This is a genomic window from Brevibacterium zhoupengii (genome assembly GCF_021117425.1).
GTDB lineage: Bacteria > Actinomycetota > Actinomycetes > Actinomycetales > Brevibacteriaceae > Brevibacterium > Brevibacterium zhoupengii.
Map to the genome: position 1 here is coordinate 50,025 of NZ_CP088298.1, position 20,134 is coordinate 70,158.

Annotated in this window: 18 protein-coding genes and 1 tRNA gene; 6 read left to right on the plus strand and 13 right to left on the minus strand. The window is 64.1% G+C overall.

Translation table 11 applies throughout. The features are described from left to right. Positions 1-51: 51 nt before the first annotated feature. The 7 genes from pknB to LQ788_RS00265 form a co-directional block, all read right to left on the minus strand. Positions 52-1,974, minus strand: coding sequence for a Stk1 family PASTA domain-containing Ser/Thr kinase (pknB, locus tag LQ788_RS00235; RefSeq protein WP_231444108.1), 1,923 nt, complete (start codon positions 1,972-1,974; stop codon positions 52-54). A gap of 83 nt (positions 1,975-2,057) precedes the next feature. Then, positions 2,058-3,893 carry a protein kinase domain-containing protein gene (locus tag LQ788_RS00240; RefSeq protein ID WP_231444110.1) on the minus strand — a complete coding sequence of 612 codons (1,836 nt, stop codon included), beginning with the start codon at positions 3,891-3,893 and terminating at the stop codon, positions 2,058-2,060. Beyond that, the gene (locus LQ788_RS00245; RefSeq protein WP_009884838.1) at positions 3,890-5,359 is read right to left on the minus strand and encodes a peptidoglycan D,D-transpeptidase FtsI family protein; all 1,470 of its coding nucleotides are present in this window, start codon (positions 5,357-5,359) and stop codon (positions 3,890-3,892) included. Before LQ788_RS00245 ends, LQ788_RS00240 begins: the two co-directional genes overlap by 4 nt. Next, entirely contained in the window at positions 5,356-6,942 is a 1,587-nt protein-coding gene (locus LQ788_RS00250; RefSeq protein ID WP_231444112.1) for an FtsW/RodA/SpoVE family cell cycle protein, read from the minus strand. Before LQ788_RS00250 ends, LQ788_RS00245 begins: the two co-directional genes overlap by 4 nt. Further along, complete coding sequence (locus LQ788_RS00255) at positions 6,942-8,396, minus strand: PP2C family protein-serine/threonine phosphatase (protein ID WP_231444115.1); 1,455 nt, start codon at positions 8,394-8,396, stop codon at positions 6,942-6,944. The genes LQ788_RS00250 and LQ788_RS00255 overlap by 1 nt, the downstream gene beginning before the upstream one ends. After that, on the minus strand, positions 8,393-8,911 hold the full coding sequence (locus LQ788_RS00260; RefSeq protein ID WP_231444116.1) for an FHA domain-containing protein FhaB/FipA: 519 nt from the start codon (positions 8,909-8,911) through the stop codon (positions 8,393-8,395). The genes LQ788_RS00255 and LQ788_RS00260 overlap by 4 nt, the downstream gene beginning before the upstream one ends. Then, a complete protein-coding gene (locus LQ788_RS00265; protein WP_231444118.1) occupies positions 8,908-9,750 on the minus strand; it encodes an FhaA domain-containing protein in 843 nt (280 codons plus the stop codon). Before LQ788_RS00265 ends, LQ788_RS00260 begins: the two co-directional genes overlap by 4 nt. A 400-nt stretch (positions 9,751-10,150) precedes the next feature. Between LQ788_RS00265 and LQ788_RS00270 the strand changes: the two genes are divergently transcribed. The 4 genes from LQ788_RS00270 to LQ788_RS00285 all read left to right on the plus strand — a co-directional run bounded on the left by LQ788_RS00270 (position 10,151) and on the right by LQ788_RS00285 (position 11,891). Beyond that, positions 10,151-10,234: transfer RNA gene (locus LQ788_RS00270), tRNA-Leu, on the plus strand. Between the two features lie 468 nt (positions 10,235-10,702). Then, the gene (locus tag LQ788_RS00275) at positions 10,703-11,200 is read left to right on the plus strand and encodes a DUF1801 domain-containing protein (protein WP_231444120.1); all 498 of its coding nucleotides are present in this window, start codon (positions 10,703-10,705) and stop codon (positions 11,198-11,200) included. A 115-nt stretch (positions 11,201-11,315) separates the two neighbouring features. Continuing rightward, positions 11,316-11,552, plus strand: a complete 237-nt coding sequence (locus tag LQ788_RS00280) for a hypothetical protein (RefSeq protein WP_231444122.1) — start codon at positions 11,316-11,318, stop codon at positions 11,550-11,552. 51 nt (positions 11,553-11,603) lie between these two features. Continuing rightward, on the plus strand, positions 11,604-11,891 hold the full coding sequence (locus LQ788_RS00285; RefSeq protein WP_394801343.1) for an anthrone oxygenase family protein: 288 nt from the start codon (positions 11,604-11,606) through the stop codon (positions 11,889-11,891). Here LQ788_RS00285 and LQ788_RS00290 read toward each other — a convergent pair. Continuing rightward, a complete protein-coding gene (locus LQ788_RS00290; protein WP_231444124.1) occupies positions 11,866-12,729 on the minus strand; it encodes a helix-turn-helix transcriptional regulator in 864 nt (287 codons plus the stop codon). The genes LQ788_RS00285 and LQ788_RS00290 overlap by 26 nt on opposite strands. A gap of 165 nt (positions 12,730-12,894) precedes the next feature. Here LQ788_RS00290 and LQ788_RS00295 point away from each other — a divergent pair, with 165 nt between their 5' ends. Further along, the gene (locus tag LQ788_RS00295; protein WP_231444126.1) at positions 12,895-13,839 is read left to right on the plus strand and encodes an SDR family oxidoreductase; all 945 of its coding nucleotides are present in this window, start codon (positions 12,895-12,897) and stop codon (positions 13,837-13,839) included. Positions 13,840-13,877: 38 nt separating this feature from the next. Here the strand turns inward: LQ788_RS00295 and LQ788_RS00300 are convergent, their stop codons facing one another. The 5 genes from LQ788_RS00300 to LQ788_RS00320 form a co-directional block, all read right to left on the minus strand. Next, a complete protein-coding gene (locus tag LQ788_RS00300; protein ID WP_231444128.1) occupies positions 13,878-14,555 on the minus strand; it encodes a cation transporter in 678 nt (225 codons plus the stop codon). Then, on the minus strand, positions 14,552-14,935 hold the full coding sequence (gene cmtR, locus LQ788_RS00305) for a Cd(II)/Pb(II)-sensing metalloregulatory transcriptional regulator CmtR (protein ID WP_231444131.1): 384 nt from the start codon (positions 14,933-14,935) through the stop codon (positions 14,552-14,554). The genes LQ788_RS00300 and cmtR overlap by 4 nt, the downstream gene beginning before the upstream one ends. Before the next feature lie 98 nt (positions 14,936-15,033). Next, positions 15,034-16,422, minus strand: a complete 1,389-nt coding sequence (locus LQ788_RS00310) for an RNA polymerase sigma factor (RefSeq protein ID WP_231444133.1) — start codon at positions 16,420-16,422, stop codon at positions 15,034-15,036. Next, complete coding sequence (locus LQ788_RS00315) at positions 16,407-16,787, minus strand: YciI family protein (protein WP_009884711.1); 381 nt, start codon at positions 16,785-16,787, stop codon at positions 16,407-16,409. The genes LQ788_RS00310 and LQ788_RS00315 overlap by 16 nt, the downstream gene beginning before the upstream one ends. A 167-nt stretch (positions 16,788-16,954) precedes the next feature. Then, complete coding sequence (locus LQ788_RS00320; RefSeq protein ID WP_231444134.1) at positions 16,955-17,440, minus strand: Lrp/AsnC family transcriptional regulator; 486 nt, start codon at positions 17,438-17,440, stop codon at positions 16,955-16,957. A gap of 299 nt (positions 17,441-17,739) precedes the next feature. On the opposite strand from LQ788_RS00320, the gene LQ788_RS00325 reads away from it, so the two are divergent. After that, positions 17,740-20,112 (plus strand): transketolase-like TK C-terminal-containing protein, encoded by a 2,373-nt coding sequence (locus LQ788_RS00325; protein ID WP_231444136.1) that lies wholly within the window; start codon positions 17,740-17,742, stop codon positions 20,110-20,112. Positions 20,113-20,134 lie beyond the last annotated feature (22 nt).

The window sequence follows — 20,134 nt, forward strand, 5'->3', positions numbered from 1 at the left end:
ACGCAGACGGATACGTTGGTTCTCAGCTCAGCTGACGGTTCAGCTGGCAGCTCAGCTGGCGTCTGAGAAACCGTCGAACAGGCCACCGACCTCGCCGGGACCCATGGAGCTGTCGTCGTCCTTGCCGTCGTCGCTGCCGCCATTGTCGTTGCCACCATTGCCGCCGTTGCCGTCGGTGTCGCTGCCGCCGTCATCAGTCGGGGCGGTGGGGATTCCACCGGGGATCGACGGGATGCTCGGCGACGAGGGCTCCTCCGGCGGCTTCTTGGCAACCTTGACGGTGATCTCGGTGCCCTGCTTGACTTCGCTGCCGCCGCTGGACGACTGCTCGAAGACCTTCTTGGCCGCCTCGTCGGCGGTCTCGACCTCCTCGGTCTTGCACCCGAGCTGGTAGTCATCGCCCTCAAGGATCTCGCAGGCTTCCTTCGCGGACTTGCCTGTCACGTCGGGGACCTCGACCATTCCCGAGGACACGACGAGGTCGACGTTGGAGTCCACATCCACCTCGGAGCCGGTGCCGGGCTTCGTCTCGATGACGACGCCCTTCTCGACGTCCGGGGAGTTCTGGGAGATGTGTGTGCCGGCCTGAAGCTTGGCGTCATTGAGGACCTTGCGGGCGCTTTCCTCAGACTTGCCGGAGACATCGGGGACCTTGACGCTCTCAGGTCCGGAGGAGATGATCAGCTTCACGACGCTGTCCTGCTCCACACGCTGACCGCCGGCGGGGTCCGTCTTGATGGCCTTGCCCTCGTCGACGTCTTCGCTGTACGCCTCATCACGGTCGACTCTCAGACCCTGTTCGATCAGGGCGGATTCGGCCTCATCGGCGTTCATATCGGCCACGTTCGTGACTTCGACCTGGATGATGTCCGGTGGTTTGTTGATCTCGTAGACCCACAGTGCAATCGCGGCCAGAGCCAACAGCACGAAGATGCTGCCGATCCAGATCCAGGCGCGCGACCGCCTCGGCGGTGGTGCTTCGTCCTGCTTGGCCATGATCGTCGACACGGCACCCGTCTCCGGGTCAACCTCGGAGTCCTGGGCGTACTGCGGGGGACCCATCATGGCCCCGGCCATGGGGAACGCCTGGGTGCGGTCCATATCGTCGTCAAAGCTCAGAGGACGGCCGTCACGGGCCGCGAGAACATCTTCACGGAAGATGTAGGCGTCCTGGTAGCGCTCGTCGCGGTCCTTGAGCAGGGCATGCATGAGGAGGCGGTCGACCTCGGGAGGAACATTGGGATTGTAGAAGCTCGGAGGCTTCGGCGTCTCACCCACGTGCTGGTAGGCGACCGCGAGCTGCGAATCACCGACGAACGGGGGACGGCCGACGAGGAGCTCATAGAGCAGACACGCCGTCGAATACAGGTCGGAGCGGGCGTCGACGACCTCACCGCGGGCCTGTTCGGGGGACAGGTACTGGGCGGTGCCCACGACCGACTGCGTCTGGGTCAGGCCGCTGTTGTCCTTGAGCGCGCGGGCGATGCCGAAGTCCATCACCTTGATGTCACCCTCGGGGGTGAGCATGACGTTGGCGGGTTTGATGTCGCGGTGGACGATGCCGTTGCGGTGAGAGTACTCGAGCGGAGCGAGCACGCCGGCGACGACGTTGAGCGCCTCGTCGATGGTCAGGGTGCCGTGCTCGTTGAGGACCTCGCGCAGGGTCTGACCCTCGACGTATTCCATGACGATGAACGGCACGGAGACCGAGGAGCCGCCGGTTTCGACGAAGTCCTCTTCGCCGGAGTCATAGACGGCGACGATACCCGGATGGTTCAGCCCTGCAGCGGACTGAGCCTCGCGCTTGAGACGAGTGTGGAACGAAGGATCGCGGGCGAGATCGGACCGCAGAAGTTTGATCGCGACGCGTCGGCCGAGCCGGTTGTCGACGCCCTCGTGCACTTCTGCCATGCCCCCACGGCCGAGGAGCGCACGAACTTCGTATCGCCCCGACAGCACCTTGGGTTCATTCATTCTGGTCCTCCGCTTGGTTCACCCACGTCGTGGGAAAGTACTCCGCATGTCATGTAGATTACTCGTCTTCTCAGCGCATGGTGTCAACCAAAGATCGACTCGTCCAGGTTCGCTCCGGCGCTCGAATTCCCGTTGTTGCCGTCGGACGGGTTCGATCCGCCGTTGCCAGTGGCGTCTGATCCGTTGCTCGAATCGCTGTCCGAACCGTTCGGATCACTGCCCTGATCAGAGCCGCTCTGGTTGCCGCTGTCCTGATCTGAGTCATTCTGGTTGCCGCTGTCCTGGTCCGAGCCGTTGCTGGAATCGCTGTTCGACCCGTTGTCGGAGTTCGAAGAGCCGCTGTCGTTGGAGCTGCTGTTCTCTTCGCCGTTGTCAGAGCTGGAACCATTGTCGGACCTCGAACCGTTGTCACCACTGGTCTCCGACGGTGTGGGAGTGCTGCTTGGTTCAGGCTCCTCTGTCTCCACCGGCTCCTCGGCCGGGCCTGAGGAGATGTAGAGGGTGACGGTATCGCCCTCTTCGAAGGTGTAGCCGTTCTCGCCCTCACCCACATCGGCGACCGTGCCCGCAGCGCGGGAGGACTCGATGGTCTGGGTCTCGGCTTCCAGCCCCTGCTGTTCGAGGTTCTGCGTCGCCGAGGATTCTGTGAGTCCGATGTAATCGCTCTTGTCGATCTCGATCTTCTTCGCCGCCTGCGAGGTCGTGGGCGCGCTGGTGCTGGGGTTCGGCTCGGGCTCGGCATTGCCCCCGCCGAGGAAGAACCACAGCAGCGAACCGACGGCGATGAGTGCGATGATCGCGAGGATCCAGATGAGAGCGCGGCCCTTCTTCGACTGCTTCTCGTCGAGTTCCTTGTCCTCTGCGTTCTCCGCATCGAGTTCGCTGCCGTTCGCAGCGGCGCCAGCGGCTCCCGCCGCACCGGCACCGGCCACTCCAGCGGCAGCGGCGCCCGGGTAGACACGAGTCTCCTCGTTGGACGCCGTGACCGGCATCGCCTTGGTCGTCGGTACCGGTTCGGGGTTGTTGAAGACCTGGGTCAATGCCTCGGAGGCGGCGCTGCCGAGTCGCATCTGCGGCAGAATCTCCTCGGCGCCGGCGACATCGCCGGCAGCCAGCGCATCGGCGGCTCGGGACACGGCCATGGCATCGGAGGGCCTGCGTTCGGGCTTCTTCTCCAGGAGGCAGTCGACGAAGCGACGCAGGGGTTCGGACACAGTGTCCGGCAGCGGCGGATGCTGCTGATTGACCTGGGCGATGGCGATCGCGACCTGCGAATCACCGGTGAACGGACGCTGTCCGGCCAGTGCCTCATAGGCGATGATGCCCAGGGCATAGAGGTCGGAACCGGAACCCGAACCCTTGCCCGTGGCCTGTTCCGGTGCCAAGTACTGGGCCGTGCCCATGACCTGACCGGTCTTCGTCAGCGGAGCCTGGTCCGTGACTCGGGCGATGCCGAAGTCGGTGATTTTGACCCTGAAGTCCGGGGTCATGAGGATGTTGCCGGGCTTGATGTCGCGGTGGATGACGCCGACCTTGTGGGCCGCACCCAGCGCCTGCGCGGACTGGGAGACGATGCTCAGAGTGTCCGTCTCCGACAGGGGTGCGCTGCGTTCGATGATCGCCGACAGTGCCTCGCCGGGTACGTACTCCATGACGAGATAGGGGGATCCCTGCTCGTCGCCGTAGTCGAAGACGCCGGCGATTCCGGGGTCGGATGCGCGGCCCATGTTCTGTGCCTCGGCGCGGAATCGCGCGAGGAAGGTGGTATCCGAGAGGTATTCGTCCTTGAGGATCTTCGCCGCGATCTCACGACCGAGAACGGAGTCGACGCCCTTCCAGACCTCACCCATACCGCCCACGGCGATGCGAGAGGTGAGTTTGTATCGGTTTCCCAACAGGGTGCCTTCGACGGGTCTCATTTTTCGACCACCGCTTCCATCATGTTCTTGGCGATCGGTCCTGCGACCGTCGCTCCATAAGCTTCGTTGCCCGCGTTTCCGCCGTTCTCCACGACGACCGCCACTGCGATCTTCGGATCATCGGCTGGGGCGAATGAGATGAACCAGGCGTGCGGGGCCGCACCGGGTCCGTGCTGTGCGGTACCGGTCTTCGCCGCGACCTTCGTTCCGTCCATCTTGGCCACCGAGGCGGTTCCGTCCTCGACAACGCCTTCCATCATGGTGGTCAGCTGATCGGCGGTCTTGCCTGAGACAGGCCGAGACTTCTGCGCCGGACGCATCTCCTTGATGGGTTCGAGGGTGTTCGCGTTGAGCACCCGGTCGACAAGCTGAGGCTTCATCATCTTGCCGCCGTTGGCGATCCCCGCGGTCATCATCGCCATCTGCATCGGCGTGGACCTGACCTCGTACTGACCCAGCGAGGACTGCGCCAGCTGGGGCGGATTGAGGTTGTCGGGGAACGTGGAGGGGCTGACCTTGAGCGGAATCTCCATGTCCTGGCCGAAGCCGAACTTCTCCGCCTGCTCCTTGATCGCGTCCTCGCCCAGATCCATGCCGAGTGAGGCGAAGGAGGTGTTGCAGGATTCGGCGAGGGAATCGGCCAGCGTCGGCTGCCCTCCGTTGCGGCAGGCTCCTGGATGGGAGTTGCCGATGGTGGAGGTGGTCTGGGGCAGGTCGAGTTCTGCCGGACCGTTCAGGGTCGAATCCGGCTTGTAGTCGCCTGATTCCAGTGCGGCCGCGGCCACGAGGACCTTGAAAGTCGAGCCCGGTGGGTACAGGTTGCCGCCGATGGCGCGGTTGTAGGCAGGCTTGCCCTCAGCGTTGTTGAGCTCTTCGAAGGCGGACTGCGCCGTCTCCGAGTCATGGCTGGCAATAGGGTTGGGATCCCAGCCCGGCGTCGAGGCCATGGCGAGGATCTTGCCGGTCTTCGGGTCCAATGCCACGGCGGCACCATTCTGGTTGCCCAGACCGTCCCACGCGGCCTGCTGCACCTTTGGGTCGATCGTGAGCTCCACGGCCGCTCCGCGCGGCTGCTCGCCGGTGAACAGGCTGCCGACCTTGTCGTAGAACAGGGCGTCGGAATCGCCGGAGAGGTAGTCCCCCGACGCGCGTTCCATGCCCGAGGCTCCCGAGACGATGGAGTAGTACCCGGTCATTGAGGCGTACGCGCGGGGATTGAGGCCCTCCGCGCCGTACTTGCGCTGGAACTTGTACTTGTCATCGACCGGTTCGGAGTAGGCGATCGGCTTGCCGTCGACGAGGATCGGACCCCGGTCGCGGGCCAGCTGATCGAGGACCTTGCGGTTATTCAGCGCATTGTTGTTCAGCGAGTCGGCGGTGACGAACTGCACCCAGCTCGTGGAACCGAACAGGAGCGCGAACATGACGAACCCGACGATGCTGATGTGTGTCAGTGGTCTCTTCATCGTTCACCTCCGGTTGTGCCCAGATTCGTCGTCGGGTCCTCATCGGACCCGGTTGTCTTAAGATCGGCGGCGCCGAGGTTGGTCGTCGGTGCGTCGTCACTGGTGGTCCGGTCGGTCGCGAGGTTGCCCGCCGCGTGTTCGCGCGCCCCCTCGACACGTTTCGTGTCGTTGCGGTTCCCGGCTCCCCGCGCCGAGGCGGTGGGTTCGTCGGGATCCTCCGTGATCTTGAGGACGCCGGTGTGGAATTCCTCCACTGGGCGTCTGGCATTGTCGGAGATGCGCAGGAGCAGGGCGATGATCATCCAGTTCGCGATCAGAGACGACCCGCCTTGGGCAAGGAACGGCGTGGTCAGACCCGTGAGCGGGATGAGGCGGGTGACGCCGCCGACGACGACGAAGACCTGCAGGGCGATCGTGAAGCTCAAGCCCGTGGCCAACAGGGTGCCGAAGCCGTCGCGCAGCTGCTGGGCGGTCTTGATGCCGCGCTGGAAGATGAAGAGGTAGCAGAGCAGGATGACGAAGAGTCCGGCCATGCCCAACTCTTCGCCGAGGCTGGCGTAGATGAAGTCGGATTCCGCATAGGGGACCATATTGGGTCGACCCTCGCCGAGGCCGGTGCCGGTCAGACCGCCGTTGGACATCCCGAACAGGCCTTGGACCAACTGATATGACCCGCCAGGAGTCTTGTTGTACTCCTCAGCGGTCAGGGCATTGAGCCACCCGTCGACGCGCTGCCCGACGTGGTCGAAGAGGAAGGTCGCGGCGACTGCGCCGGCGGCGAAGAAGCCGAGTCCGAGGATGATCCAGGAGACCTTGCTTGTCGCCACATAGAGCATGGCCACGAACAGGCCGAAGAACAGCAGCGAGGTTCCCAGGTCTCTTTCGAAGACGAGGATGCCGACGCTGGCGACCCAGGCGATGACGATGGGGCCGAAGTCTCGCAGGCGCGGGAAGCGGATGCCGAGGATCTTCGGACCGGCCAAAACCAGCTGGTCACGGTAGGACACGAGGTAGCCGGCGAAGAAGATGGCCAGCAGGATCTTCGCGATCTCACCGGGCTGGAATGACATCGGGCCGATGCCGATCCAGATGCGTGCGCCGTTGACCGTCTTGCCCAGGCCGGGAATCAGCGGGAGCAGGAGGAAGATCAGCGCAGCGAAGCCCGAGACGAAGGTGTAGCGGCGCAGCCACCGGTGGTCACCTAAGAAGATGATGATGCCGACGGCCAGGGCGACACCCAAGGTCATCCAGATCAGCTGAGTGACTCCGCTGTTCTGATATTCATCCCGGCCCAGGTCGACGCGGTAGATCATGGCCAGGCCCAAGCCGTTGAGCAGGACGGCGATCGGGACGAGGACGGGGTCGGCGTACTTGGCCTTCCACCACACGACGACGTGGATGATGAGGCCCAGCGCGGCCAACCACGCCGCGTACTGATAGACGTTGGAGGGAATCGTGTCCTCGGTGCCGAGCCCTACAAGTGCATAGGCGCTCGTGGAGACCGCGATCGCGAGGATGAGGAGGCCGAGTTCAGCAAAGCGATAAGGCCGTGGCCGTGCGCCCTGGTTGGGGTTCTCGGACATTACTGTGACTCCTCAGTGATGGCATCACTGGGATCGACCGCTTGGGAACTCGGCGGTGAGGGCGCGGGATCGCTGGGACTCGCGGCGTCCTCGACATTGCCTGAGACGGTGCCGGATTTATCGGCTTCCTGTCGCAGGTTCTCAATGATGCGATTGGCCTCATCACGGGAATCGGCCTGGATGGAGCCGCGCAGACGGTCCTGCGAAAAGCTGTTGAGGGTCCCGACCTCGATGTCGGTCGTGTCTTCGAGCTGACTGAGTTCGATGGGTCCCAGAGTTGTGTCGAGGCCCCGGTAGAGGGTGACCTTTCCATCTTGGTTCGTCAGGTAGTAGTGGTTGGTCACGTAGTTATAGGCGAAGAACCCGCCCACCGCGATCGCGACGATGACGATCGCTGCGATGATCCAGCCCAGGTAGGACCGCTTTTCCACCTCGTCGTCGTCAGCGTCGAGGTCATCCTCCTCGGCGGGTGCGTCCCTGTCGGACGACTCCGTGTCGGTGCGCTGGGAAGGGGGAACCACCTCGGCGGTGGGCTCCTGCTTATCGGAACCGGACACTGCCTGCAGGGGCACGGTGTCGGTGGGAATGTCGCCATTGCCGTAGTGAGGTTGAGTCTCAGCGGTGGCCTCGTCGACTTCGGCGTTCATGCCGATGGCGGCGTACTTCGGGTTGAGGTGGACGGAGCCCACGGAGCTGCCCTGCACGGTGTCGAGGGAGCCCTCGAGCACATCGCCGATGACGACGGTGACATTGTCGGCGCCGCCGCCGGCCAGGGCCAGATCGATGAGCTGACGGCAGCATTCGTCGGGGTCGGAGACCTCGGTGAGGACGCGGGCGATGTCGTCGATGTCCGCGAAGCCGGTGAGACCGTCGGAGCAGAGCATCCACCGGTCGCCGACGTGAGCCTCGCGCAGAGTGAGGTCGAGGTCGGGGGAGGCCCCGACATCGCCGAGGACCTTCATGACAACGGAACGCTGCGGGTGGGTCTCGGCCTCATCTGGAGTGATGCGGCCTTCGTCGACGAGCATCTGGACGAAGGTGTGGTCATGGGTGACGGTCTGCAGTTCGCCGTCGCGCAGCACGTAGCCGCGGGAATCGCCGATATGGGCTAAGGCGAAGCGGTTGCCGGGAGCACGCAGCAGTGCGGTGACCGTGGTGCCCATGCCGGCGAGCTCGGGCTGTTCGGCGACGCCGCGGCAGATGCGGTCGTTGGCCTCCAGGATCGAGGTGCGCAGGATCTCCAAGGCGTCCTCGCCGCTGGGTTCACGATCGAGGTCGGCCAGCCGAGACACGGTGATCGCCGAGGCGACGTCACCGCCTGCGTGACCGCCCATTCCATCCGCGATGAGCAAGAAGTTCGGACCCGCATAGCCGGAGTCCTGGTTGTTCTTACGCACCAGCCCGGTGTGAGACCGGGCTGCTGAGCGGAGGGTGATCGTACCGTCGGTCGTCACGATTGGGTCTCCAACGTCGTATGGCCGATGGTGATCTGGGTGCCGATCCGCAGACTGATGGGCGAATGCATGGGCGAGCCGTCGACGATCGTGCCGTTGGTCGAACCGAGGTCCTCGAGGACCCAGGAGCCGTTCGATGCCACGATTCGCGCATGATGGCTGGACGCGAAGTCGTCACTGATGACGATCGTATTGTCCGGAGCCCGCCCGAAGGTCACTGGTGCCCCGGAGAGCGTGACCAAGGTTCCGGCCAAGGGCCCACCGGTGACCCGGATGGAGCCCGGATGCGCCTGTTGTCGTGCCGGAGCAGGGGCAGGAACAGGAGCCGGTGCCGGTCTGCTCGGGGCAGGAGTCGGCGCTGCATTCCGGGAGGCCTTGCTGCCTCGGCGAGATTTCCTCGGGCCCTTCCTGGGCCCGAAGATGTCGCGACGCAGGACGCCGGCAACACCGAGCACGAAGAGCCAGAGGATGATGAAGAAGGCGAACCGGAAGACGGTGACGGTGAACTCGCTCACTGGGCGTCCTGTTCGTTCTCGTGGTAGCGCACCTCTGCGTCTCCGGCCATGAGGACATCACCGTCGGAGAGGTTCGCCGAGGTGAGCTTGCGTCCGCGCAGAAGGGTGCCGTTGGTCGATCCGAGGTCGTTGGCGACCGCATGGTCACGTTCGACGGTGATTTCGAAGTGTCGGCGGGAGACGCCGGGATCATCGATGACGTAGTCGGAGCTGGAGGAGGACCGTCCGAAGACGTTCGTGCCCTGGCGCAGCTCATAGTCCTGACCGTGGATGGTCACGCTGGGACTGATCGTGCGCGACCGTGCCGGTGCTGCCTGGCGCACCGGAGCCGATGCCGGTTCGGGTGTGCGTCTGGGCGGGACAGGACGCGATCCGGAGTTGGCCTGTCCTTCGCCCACGATGTTGTGCGAGCGCGACACGGGGTCATAGCCTCCGCGGTTGGCCGGTTGTGCTGCGGGAGACCCATCGGGACGCTGAGTGCTGGAGACGACACGGTACATTCCCGTGTCGAGGTCGTCTGCCTCGACGAATTCGACGGAGACGGGACCGACGAAGCTGTAGGCCTGTTCGACCGCGTGATCGCCGATGACCTGTCGCAGGTCGGAGCGGAGTTCGTTCTCGAGACCGGAGAGACGGTCGTAATCAGTGGGAGACAGTTCGATGCTGTAGTGGTTCGCCGTCAGTGTTCGTCCGCGTGAGACGACGGCGGCCTTGTTGTCGGCCTCGCGTCGCAGTGCGCCGGCCAATTCGACCGGTTCCACCTGTGAGCGGAACGCTTTGGCGAAGGCGCCGTTGACGACATTCTCCAATCCCTTCTCGAAACGATCGAGAATCCCCATGGCACCTCCTCTTCCAGGTGTCGTGCGCGTGACGAACCGTTCGCCACCAGCCCGGACGCGTGCGTCCGAACGAGTCTGTCCTGGTGAATCCGAGTTCGGAAAAGAACACCGAAACGGAGACACCAACACCCAATCCTAACGCGGTGAGGCTCTCAACTCACGTCACTAGGTATTTCGGGGCCGAGGTCTGTTCGGATTCCCGGCAGTCGCCCAGCTTAGGGATTGTCGCTGAGTACTCCATGAGCCTGTGACGAGCGCCGATGCCATGGGAAATGAGTGCTGGGTCACGAAAGGCAGGTGGTTCAGGGGGTGGTCGGTGTGAGCGTCGACACGTTTCGGGTGTTTCGGCCGAGCTCGGTTTCATTCTTCCCGGCCGCGATGCTAGAGTTTTCTCTTGTTCGCGCGAGTGGCGGAATTGGTAGACGCGCTGGCTTCAGGTGCCAGTGATCGCAAGGTCGTGGGGGTTCAAGTCCCCCCTCGCGCACAGTGAACAACAGCCCTTCACCGGGACCCTTCGAGGCCTAGGTGGAGGGCTGTTTCGTGTCTGGGTGCTGGGTCGTGCCCGCGCCGGTGCGGGGGCGTACGGCCTCGGAGTTAAGGGATCGATCGAAGTTATATAGCCCCACTTCAAAGCAGGGCTATATAACTTCGATCGATCCCTTTCGCACAACCCCGTCTGTACGCGGGGACTGATGCACCACGAGGTCTCTACGCCCTCATCTGCAGTCGAAATCACGTTGAGTACGTTGGAACCAGGGGAGTTTGACTTCGAGTGTGGATTTCCACCCTCTCGCCGGTCGCCGTGGCTGAGTTCCGCGGGGCCGTCGGTAGGTTTTGCAACAGTGGGCAGGTTCTGTCCGATCCATCAGGAATCGAGAAGCGGTCGGGCCTCGGACATCAGCACTGTGGGGGGTACGGATAGCCCACACCAAGTCGAAGCGAGGACTGCGCAATGTCTCCCAACCCCACAAACGACCCCAAGGCGGCAGACACCAGCACCGCAGACGGCGGATTGTCTGAGCAGGAGCGCGCAGCGATCAAAGACCGGGCCAAGGAGCTCAAGACACAGGCGAAGCGAAGCAAGTCTGGGGAGAAGGCCGCAGCCAAGGCCGCGGCAGATGAGGCCGACCTGCTGGCGAAGATCGAGCAGATGCCAGCCGGCGATCGCGAAATGGCCGAACGCCTCCATTCGATCGTCGCCTCCGTCGCACCGGATCTGGCGCCGAAGCTCTACTACGGACAGCCCGGATATGCGCAGAAGGGAAAGGTCATCTGCTTCTTCCGCAGCGGGGAGATGGACAAGGCACGCTACTCGACTTTCGGGTTCAGCCCGCAGGCCGCACTCGACAACCCCGATGGATTCTGGCCCACCTCCTACGCTTTGCAGAACCCGAGTGAGGCTGCCTGGGAGGCCATCGCCGAGCTCATCAGGTCAGCGACCGCTGACTGAGATAGACGTTTGCGATCGCGGGCCCGAGCTCGCGGCGTGCTGCCTTCGCACATGAGATACGCATGAGATACTGCGATCGACTGGTCTCTTTCACATCGATCATCGGGTGGATGTCATGCTCCCAAGCGTTCTCACGATCTGTCTTCTCATCACGATCGTCCTCAACGGACTCTTGGCCGGACTGTTCTTCGCCTTCAGCATCGCGATCATCCCGGGCTTCCGGCGTGTCGATGACGGTACCTATGTCCGATCCTTTCGGGCGATCAACACGGCGATCCTCAATCCAGTGTTCCTCCTCGTCTTCTGTCTGGCACCGTTGTCGGCCGTGGCCACTGCGGTTGTTCGGCTCTAGGCCGGAGGCGCGGAGCCAGTGCCGTGGCTGGTGGTCGCGGCTCTCTGCTCGGTGCTGACCTTCGCCATCACGGCCGGAGTGAATGTTCCCCTCAACAACGCCTTGGACAGGTCAACGGTCGGCGCCGCGACGCCGAACTTTGAGACGCAGAGTCGCGATACGCAGAACTTTGACGCGCAGAGCCAGGACGCGCAGAACTTTGACGCGCAGAGCCACGACGCGCAGAGCCACGAGGTACGTCAGCGTTTCGAGGCCCGCTGGAATCGGTGGAACCATGTTCGGACTCTCACCAGCCTCGGTGCGCTCGCCTGCTTCACTGCGGGAATGGCTCTCGGGTAGATGCCCCGGATGCCCCGATGATCGAGAGCAGCTGAAGTTTCTCAGCTGACTCGCTGCCTGGCTCGGCTGTGTAGACGAGGAGCGAGAGCGACTGGTTCGGGTCGAGCAGCGACTGGCAGTTGAGTTCGAGTTCGCCCACTGCAGGGTGGACGAAGTGTTTGACCGTGTGCGGTCGCAGCCCTACTTCGTGGACGCTCCACAGTCGGCGGAACTCCTCGCTCTCGTCTAAGAGCAGATCCTTGAGATGAGCCGCACGGGACTTGGTGCCTCGCAGCGTCGCCACCTCCCGCAGACCTGAGACCCACAGGCGCGAGAGGAATTCGTGTTCCTCGGGAGCATAGAGCATCCGTGTCGAAGGATCGGCGAACCACCTGTAGCTGATGCTGCGCTCAGGTCCGCGAAGCGAAGTCAGGTCACCGGTGAGGGCGACGCCGAGGGTGGTCTGGCGCAGTGTCTCACCGAGTTCGGTGACGATCTCCGCCGGAGTGTCGTGCAGACGGTCGAAGATGCGCAGCAGACCGGGACTGATGTGCTCGCTTGCGGCGCCCCTCTCGGGAACCGGGTGGCCGGCGAGGCGGAACACGTGGTTGCGCTGATCGAGGGTGAGATGAAGTCCCTGGGCGATGGACGCGATCATCTGCTCAGAGGGTCGTGGCCCGCGCTGCTGCTCGAGTCTGGAGTAGTAGTCCGAGGACATGTGGCACAGGGTGGCGACCTCCTCGCGGCGCAGGCCGGATGTGCGACGGCGACTGCCGCGAGGGAGCCCCACATCCTCAGGTTGCAGTGACTCTCGGCGACGGCGCAGGAACTGCGCCAAGCCGGTTCGATCGAGGTCCATGGGTGTCTCCTTCTCCCTTGTTGTCCTTTCTAGCACCTGCGGTCATTCGCAGCCACGGACTGATAGTCCCTGAATAGATCGGCGTCGAACCGCGAGACTGGGCGAGACGAGGAACATCAACACAGCGCAGCCGTTTCGACAGCGTATTCACGAGGAGCCGAGCACATGGCACGAAAGCCCATCGACATCACCGTCCCCGATCTGAGCGGCAAGCGCGCGGTGATCACCGGAGGAAGCGACGGCATCGGCCTCGGCATTGCCGCACGGTTGGTCAGAGCCGGCGCCGAGGTGGTCCTTCCGGTGCGTAATCGAGGCAAGGGTGAGAGGGCGGTGGCGAGGATCAAGGAGCAGGTTCCCGGGGCGCTCATCTCTCTGCGGGACCTCGACCTGTCCTCTCTCGCGTCGGTGGCTGCCCTCGGTGAGGCCCTTGCAGCCGAGGGGTTGCCGATCAACATTCTCATCAACAATGCCGGGGTGATGACGCCACCCGAGCGGCAGACGACCGAGGACGGCTTCGAACTCCAGTTCGGGTCCAACCACCTCGGCCACTTCGCACTCGTCGGATATCTGCTCCCGCTGCTCAGAGAGGGGCGGGCGCGAGTGACTTCGCAGGTCAGCATCGCGGCCAACAGCGGAGCCATCAACTGGGACGACCTCAACTGGGAGACGTCCTATGACGGAATGAGGGCTTACAGCCAGTCGAAGATCGCGCTCGGGTTCTTCGGTCTCGAGCTCGATCGTCGCAGTCAGGCCGAATGCTGGGGCATCAGCAGCAATCTGTCCCATCCCGGCGTCGCCCCTACCAACCTTCTCAGTGCCCGCGCCGAAATAGGCCGCTCCGAGGCCACGGGAGCCCGGAAGCTCATCGGTGCACTCTCGAGGCGAGGCATCCTCTTAGGTACATCTGAAAGCGCAGGTCTCCCTGCTCTGCATGCCTCTACTTCGCCGGATGCGGAGGGCAGGCGGCTGTACGGGCCGCGCGGCCCCGGCCATCTCGGCGGCGCCCCCGGGGAGCAGAGCCTGTATTCTCGGCTCCGCCTTCCAGAGGAGGCCGGCCAGATTTGGTCCATCTCTGAGGAGCTGACCGGGGTAGCGCTGTCGGTGAATTGAGAAGCAGCCCTGAGTCCTGGGAACACAGTCTGCCGAGGTTAATCCTGACAGTGGTCGTCGGCGCAAGAACCAGCATCGCGCTCGCCGGTGAGCACAGACACGGGTGCGGCGCAGCAGGCATCGCCGCGCCATGCCTCGACTCCCTCTCGGACGGCGAATACGGCGATCACGAGCGCGGCCATGGAGTCCGCCCATGCCCACCCGAGAATGCTGTTGAGCAGCAACCCTGCCAGTAGAGCGGCAGAGAGATACGTGCAGATCAGGGTCTGTTTGGAGTCTGCAATTGCCGAAGCAGAGCCGAGTTCGCGACCCGTGCGACGTTCGAACCAACTGAGGAACGGCATGACGAGGAGACTCAGGGCAGCGATGACGATGCCGACGGTGGAATGCTCTGGATCGCGCAGACCGGTCAGGGAGGCGATCGCATCGACGCTGACGTAGATCGCCAGGGCGAAGAAGGACACCGCGATCACGCGCAGAGCGGTCTTTTCCCTCCGCTCTGGGTCGGGCGCTGCGAATTGCCAAGCCACGGCTGCCGCAGAGAGGACTTCGACGATCGAGTCGAGTCCGAACCCGACGAGAGCCGCCGACGAGGCTGCCCCACCTGCGATCAGAGCCACAAAGGCTTCGATGACATTCCAAGTGATGGTGATGGCCACAACGATCCTGATGCGTCGACGCAGAACCTGCACGCGCGATGAAGCTGTGACGCTCATGCCGTGCTCCCGCTGCCCTGGTCATTGGCAGCTCTTTGATCGCAGCAGCCAGGCACGGTGCATGAGGGGTTGAGGCAGGGGGCGCTGCTGTCGACTGCGAGAGTGACGTCGAGCAGGCTGTTGAGGGCCGAGCTGATGTGGGGATCGGCAATCTCGTATCTGGTCTGTCGCCCCTCTGCTGCGGCCACAACTATCCCGCATCCGCGCAGGCAGGAAAGATGATTTGAGACGTTCGTCCTTGTCAGACCCAGTTCGCGCGCGAGCTGTGCGGGATACCCGGGAGAGTCCAACAGCGAGAGCAGGATTCGTGATCGGGTTGAATCGGCCATGGCGCGACCCAGACGGTTCATCACGTCGACGCGCGAAGCAATGGTCAGCATACGCTGACTATACAGTACATGCTGACCTTTTCTGATGAAGTCGAACAGGCACGGTTGCCTGATGGTCGCGGGGTCTGTCACGTTGCAGGACTTTTGGATCACTTGTCTGAGCGGGTGCTGTCTGAGCGCGTCCCATCTGCTCGGGCCTCGAGTGATCTCTCCTCGAGATGGGCGCGTTCGGCAGGGTCGGTGGTCAGCTCGATGGCGCGGCGATAGGCACGTTGGGCTTCCTGCTCCCGTCCGGCACGGGCGAGCAGATGTGCGCGCAGTGCCCACGTCGGCTGGAACGAATCGACGCGTTCGGAGGAGAACGCATTCTCTCCGACAGGGGGCTGACCATGACTTGCGCCGTCCAGAGCATCGAGTTCAGCCAGACCAGCCTCCGGACCGTCGATCTCAGCAAGCACCGCGGCCCTCGCCACAGCTCCGCCGAGGCTGGGCGCCATCCGCTCCACATCGTCGTGCAGGCGCAGCAGCATCGGCCAATCGGTGCTTCCGCTGCGCACACCGGACATGTGGAGGATCTGGATCGCAGCCTGCAGACCGAAACGACCGATCGCTCCGCTGCGCTGCACTGCCCGCAAATGATCTTCGCCCCTGGCGATGAGCACGGAATCCCAACTGCTCGGGTCCTGATCGCCGAGGGGCACGAACTCTCCGTCCTGGCTGCGGCGGGCCGGGAACCTGGCGGCAGAGAGGTGGATGAGGGCGGCGAGGCCGTGTGACTCCCCATCGGAGGGACACAGCTCGGCGAGCAGTCGGGAGAGATAGAGAGTCTCGCCGATGATGCCATCGCGTGGTTCGCTCGCCGCATGCACCCAGTCGATGGCGAAGGCACCGTAGATCGCCTCATGGATGTCGGGCAGGCGGGCCTCGAGCTCGGTGCGATCCGGCAGTCCGAAACCGATGCCCAGGGCGGCGATGCGCTTCTTCGCCCGAGTCAGCCGAGCAGCGACCGTCGCGGCAGGCAGGGTCATTCCCGCCGCGATCTGCTTCCCGGTCATGCCCATGACCGCAGAGAGCATGAGCAGCGGCCGGACTCCCGGCTCGATGTCCGGATGAGCGCAGGCGCCCAGCAGTTCGAGACGACGATCGGGAAGGGCATCGGGATCCGCTGGGGTGACCAAGTGGGCTGCGGCCGGCTGTCCTGCGCCGTGAGACGCGGCCGTGTCGTGGCCACCGGGATCGGCGGCACCATCATGGACCTCAGGATCCAAGACCGCCGAGGTGCGGGCCGCGGCCGATTTCCACACGTCGCGTCGTGCATTGAGGGCAACCCGGTAGAGCCACCCCTCGGGGTTGTCCGGCACTCCTCGTTCCCGCCACACGCGAACTGCGCGTTCGAGAGCCGAGCTCAGGGCATCCTCGGCGCCGGCTAAGTCCCCGTCGGCGGCAGCGATGAGGGCGATGATCCGCCCCCAGCCGTCCTGGGAGAGGATCATCGCCCGATCGATCGGGTCCCGACTTTCGTTCAGGGCTGCACCCAACGTCCGTCTATATAGGAGACTGCCGCCGCTCTGACCTCGATGACCCCGTAGCTCGTGCCGGGGAACTTCTCTGCCCAGGCCAGAGCCGCGTCGCGGCTCTCGACGTCGATGACGAAGACTCCGGCCAGGGCCTCCTTCGCCGCTGCGAAGGGACCGTCCTCGATGACGACAGAGCCACCTCGGCGGGTGACGGTGGTTGTCGCCTGCTGCGGTTCGAGCATCTCCGCGGCGATGAATACTCCCGCGGAATAGAGGGCATCGGCGTAGTCGGACATCAGCTTCTGCATCTCGGCCATCACCTCGGCCGAGGGCTGGGGTCCGCCTTCTTGAGGTTCGGGTGCGTGGAAGACCAGTGAGTAGCGCATGATTGAACTCCGTTCATCTCAGGTGCGATCGCGTTTCGATCGCTCATCATTGAGACGACCGAGCTCACGTCGATTCGACACGTCTGAGAACAATTATTGCCGGAATTCGTCGAAGTGGGTGAGATTCGTGCTGCCGAGGGGTGGAATTCATCCGGTGGGTGAGGGCCTCAGTGCTTCGCAATCGTGCGGCGCAGCAGCGGAGTCACTCGATATTCCACCATCTGCTTCATCGACACGAGTGTGCGTGTGCGTTTGACGCCGGGGATCGACAGGATCCGTCCGGCGATGCGATACAGATCATCAGTGTCCCGGGCGACGACCTGGATGAGGGTGTCGGCAGTGCCCGAGACTCCGATGACCTCGAGGACCTCCGGGATTCGGGCGAGCTCGGCGCCGACCTGATCGAGTTTGCGCTGCTTGAGGTTCGCCAGGACGTGTGCCCGGAGGGGATAGCCGAGCCCAGCAGTGTCGACTCGGTGGTCGAACGAGTGCAGGCCCTCGTCCTCGAGGCGCGTGAGTCTGGCCTGGGCGGTGTTTCTGGCTACCTGCAGCCGTTGGGCGAGGCCGGCGACCGTTGATCGCGGCTGTCGCACGAGTTCGAGGAGGACGCGCGCATCGAGGGCGTCGGCGATCCTGCGTGATTTCTCCGCCATCGTCTGTGACCCCCATTACATGCTCGAAACGTTCAGCCCACTCTACCGGCGAATCAAAGAATCTGAGCAATCTGCGCAATCTCAAAACTCACTATTGAGCATTTCTGTCAACTGAGTTGGAATGGGTTCACCGTCGATCATCAACCTGACTGGCGTCACGTTCGACATATCCCGTCGGCGACCCACAGGGCGATCCCGCCCTGCGGCGGTAGGTCTCCTGTTCCAACCGGTTCAGGGCACCTGCCGCGAATTCGGATCTGCGGGCATATTCCATGCGCGCACACCTCGGGAGGACTACCGTGAGCATCGATACAGACACAGACATAGAAGCCTCGACGTTCGAGACCCTCGATGAGATCCACGATCGGATTCTGTGGCTGTCGACCTCGATCATCCACCATGCCAATCGCGTGCGTCCCAACCGCAGCGGGCTCAAGGTCGGCGGACACCAGGCCTCATGCGCCTCGATCGCCACGATCATGACCGCACTGTGGTTCCACGAACTGCGAGCCGAAGACCGCGTGAGCATCAAACCGCATGCCAGCCCCGTCTGGCACGCCATTAACTACCTCTTCGGTGAACTCGATGAATCGGACATGACCTCCCTGCGGGCCTTCGGCGGGCTGCAGAGCTACCCGAGCCGCACCAAGGACCCGGTTCCAGCCGACTACTCCACCGGCTCCGTCGGCATCGGAGCCACGGCACCCATCTGGGGCTCGATCGCCCGACGCTACGTCGACTCGACGCTGAAACCCATCGGCCTCGGGCGACAGTACTCCCTGGTCGGAGACGCGGAACTCGACGAGGGCGCCGTGTGGGAGGCCGTCATCGACCCCGATGTCAAACACCTCGGCGAAATCGTCTGGATCGTCGACCTCAACCGCCAGTCACTGGACCGCGTGATCCCCGACATCGCCGCCGGGCGCATCGAAGCGATGTTCGACGCCGCCGGCTGGCAGGTGATCACCGTGAAGTTCGGACGCCTGCTCGATGAGCTCTTCGTCCGACCCGGCGGACCTGAGCTGAGACAGCGGATCCTGACGATGTCGAACCCCGAATACCAGCGTCTGCTGCGCTGCACGGCCGCCGAGCTGCGCGAGCGGCTGCCCGGTGAGGGGGAGGACGCCCAGGTCCTGCGGGATCTGGTGGGCAGCCTCGATGACGCCACATTGACGGATGCGATCAGAAACCTCGGCGGGCATGACATTCCCGCACTCCTCGACGCCTTCGCGCGGATCGACGATTCGAAGCCGACGGCCATCATCGCGTACACGATCAAGGGGTTCGGGCTGCCGAGCTCCGGACATCCGCAGAACCACTCCGCGCTCATCAGCGATGAGGAATACACGGCTTTGGCCCGGCGCAGCGGCCAGGACACACAGGCACCCTGGGCCCGGTTCGACCACGATTCTGCCGCCGGACAGATCATCGAGGCGAGTGCGAAGCGACTGGCGCGACCGGAATTCCCTCGCGCTGCCGAGAGCGATCTGCCGCGGGATCTCGAGCGGGCACACAAGGGCACCTCCTCATCGCAGGCCGCGCTGGGCCGCGTGCTCATGGACCTCAGTCGGCAGTCACCGGAGACAGCCCGCCGGGTGGTCACGGTCAGTCCCGATGTGTCATCGACGACCAACCTCGGCGGTTGGGTCAACAAGGTCGGGGTGTGGAGTTCGGAAGCCGGCCGCAACTGGTTCGCCGATGACGCCGAGACAATCCTGCAGTGGAACGAATCGGCCAAGGGCCAGCACATGGAGCTGGGCATCGCCGAGACGAATCTGGTCGGTCTGCTCGGGGAGCTCGGAGCGACATGGAGCAGGTGGGGAGAGCCGCTCTTCCCGATCGGCGTCATGTACGACCCATTCGTCAACCGTGCCCTCGAGCCGTGGACCTTCGGCATGTATGCGGGTGGACAGTCGATCCTCGTCGGCACTCCGTCCGGGGTCACGCTGGCACCCGAAGGCGGTGCGCATCAGTCGATCACGACTCCCTCGACCGGCATGGAGGTGCCGGGTCTGGTGACCTATGAGCCTGCGTTCGCCCAGGACGTCGAGTGGACCCTGCTTCATTCCCTCACCCGGCTGGGCAGGCCCGATGGCGAATCAGCCTACCTGCGGCTGTCGACTCGGGCGATCGACCAGTCCCTGGCCGAGGTGCCGAGCGACCCGGTGGCGCGTCGGCGTCGTCGGGAGCAGGTCATCGCCGGAGGATTCCGGCTGCGGGCGACGCAGCGACCCCGAGTCCAGCTCGTGGGCATGGGCGCCATGATGACGGAGACCCTGGCTGCTGCGGACCGCCTCGATGCCATGGGCATCGACGCCGATGTCGTGTGCGTGACCAGCCCCGGTCTGCTCTACCGGGCGCTGCGGGCCGCCCAGGGAAATCGATCGCCCGCTGCTGCAGGAGCTGGTGCCTCTGCGGGGTCTGCTGCCGGTCCGGGATCCGAGTGGATCCTGGACCAGGTGTTCCCCTCCGAGCGCGGGGTGCCGATGGTCACCGTCCTCGACGGGCACCCGCACACGCTGTCGTTCCTCGCCACGATCAACAAGGTCGACCATGTCGCGCTCGGGGTGAGCAGCTTCGGGCAGTCCGGCGATATCGACGACGTCTATCGCTATCACGGGATCGATGTCGACTCGATCGTGCGAGCGGCCCTCGACGCGAGCCGGAGCTAGGTCTCGGTCTAGGTCCCGGTCT

Bases quoted from the DNA above. Each gene is read 5' to 3' on its own strand.
- pknB (WP_231444108.1), bottom strand. From the start codon at position 1,974: ATGAATGAACCCAAGGTGCTGTCGGGGCGATACGAAGTTCGTGCGCTC.
- LQ788_RS00240 (WP_231444110.1), bottom strand. From the start codon at position 3,893: ATGAGACCCGTCGAAGGCACCCTGTTGGGAAACCGATACAAACTCACC.
- LQ788_RS00245 (WP_009884838.1), bottom strand. From the start codon at position 5,359: ATGAAGAGACCACTGACACACATCAGCATCGTCGGGTTCGTCATGTTC.
- LQ788_RS00250 (WP_231444112.1), bottom strand. From the start codon at position 6,942: ATGTCCGAGAACCCCAACCAGGGCGCACGGCCACGGCCTTATCGCTTT.
- LQ788_RS00265 (WP_231444118.1), bottom strand. From the start codon at position 9,750: ATGGGGATTCTCGATCGTTTCGAGAAGGGATTGGAGAATGTCGTCAAC.
- LQ788_RS00275 (WP_231444120.1), top strand. From the start codon at position 10,703: ATGTCTCCCAACCCCACAAACGACCCCAAGGCGGCAGACACCAGCACC.
- LQ788_RS00280 (WP_231444122.1), top strand. From the start codon at position 11,316: ATGCTCCCAAGCGTTCTCACGATCTGTCTTCTCATCACGATCGTCCTC.
- LQ788_RS00290 (WP_231444124.1), bottom strand. From the start codon at position 12,729: ATGGACCTCGATCGAACCGGCTTGGCGCAGTTCCTGCGCCGTCGCCGA.
- LQ788_RS00295 (WP_231444126.1), top strand. From the start codon at position 12,895: ATGGCACGAAAGCCCATCGACATCACCGTCCCCGATCTGAGCGGCAAG.
- LQ788_RS00300 (WP_231444128.1), bottom strand. From the start codon at position 14,555: ATGAGCGTCACAGCTTCATCGCGCGTGCAGGTTCTGCGTCGACGCATC.
- cmtR (WP_231444131.1), bottom strand. From the start codon at position 14,935: ATGCTGACCATTGCTTCGCGCGTCGACGTGATGAACCGTCTGGGTCGC.
- LQ788_RS00315 (WP_009884711.1), bottom strand. From the start codon at position 16,787: ATGCGCTACTCACTGGTCTTCCACGCACCCGAACCTCAAGAAGGCGGA.
- LQ788_RS00320 (WP_231444134.1), bottom strand. From the start codon at position 17,440: ATGGCGGAGAAATCACGCAGGATCGCCGACGCCCTCGATGCGCGCGTC.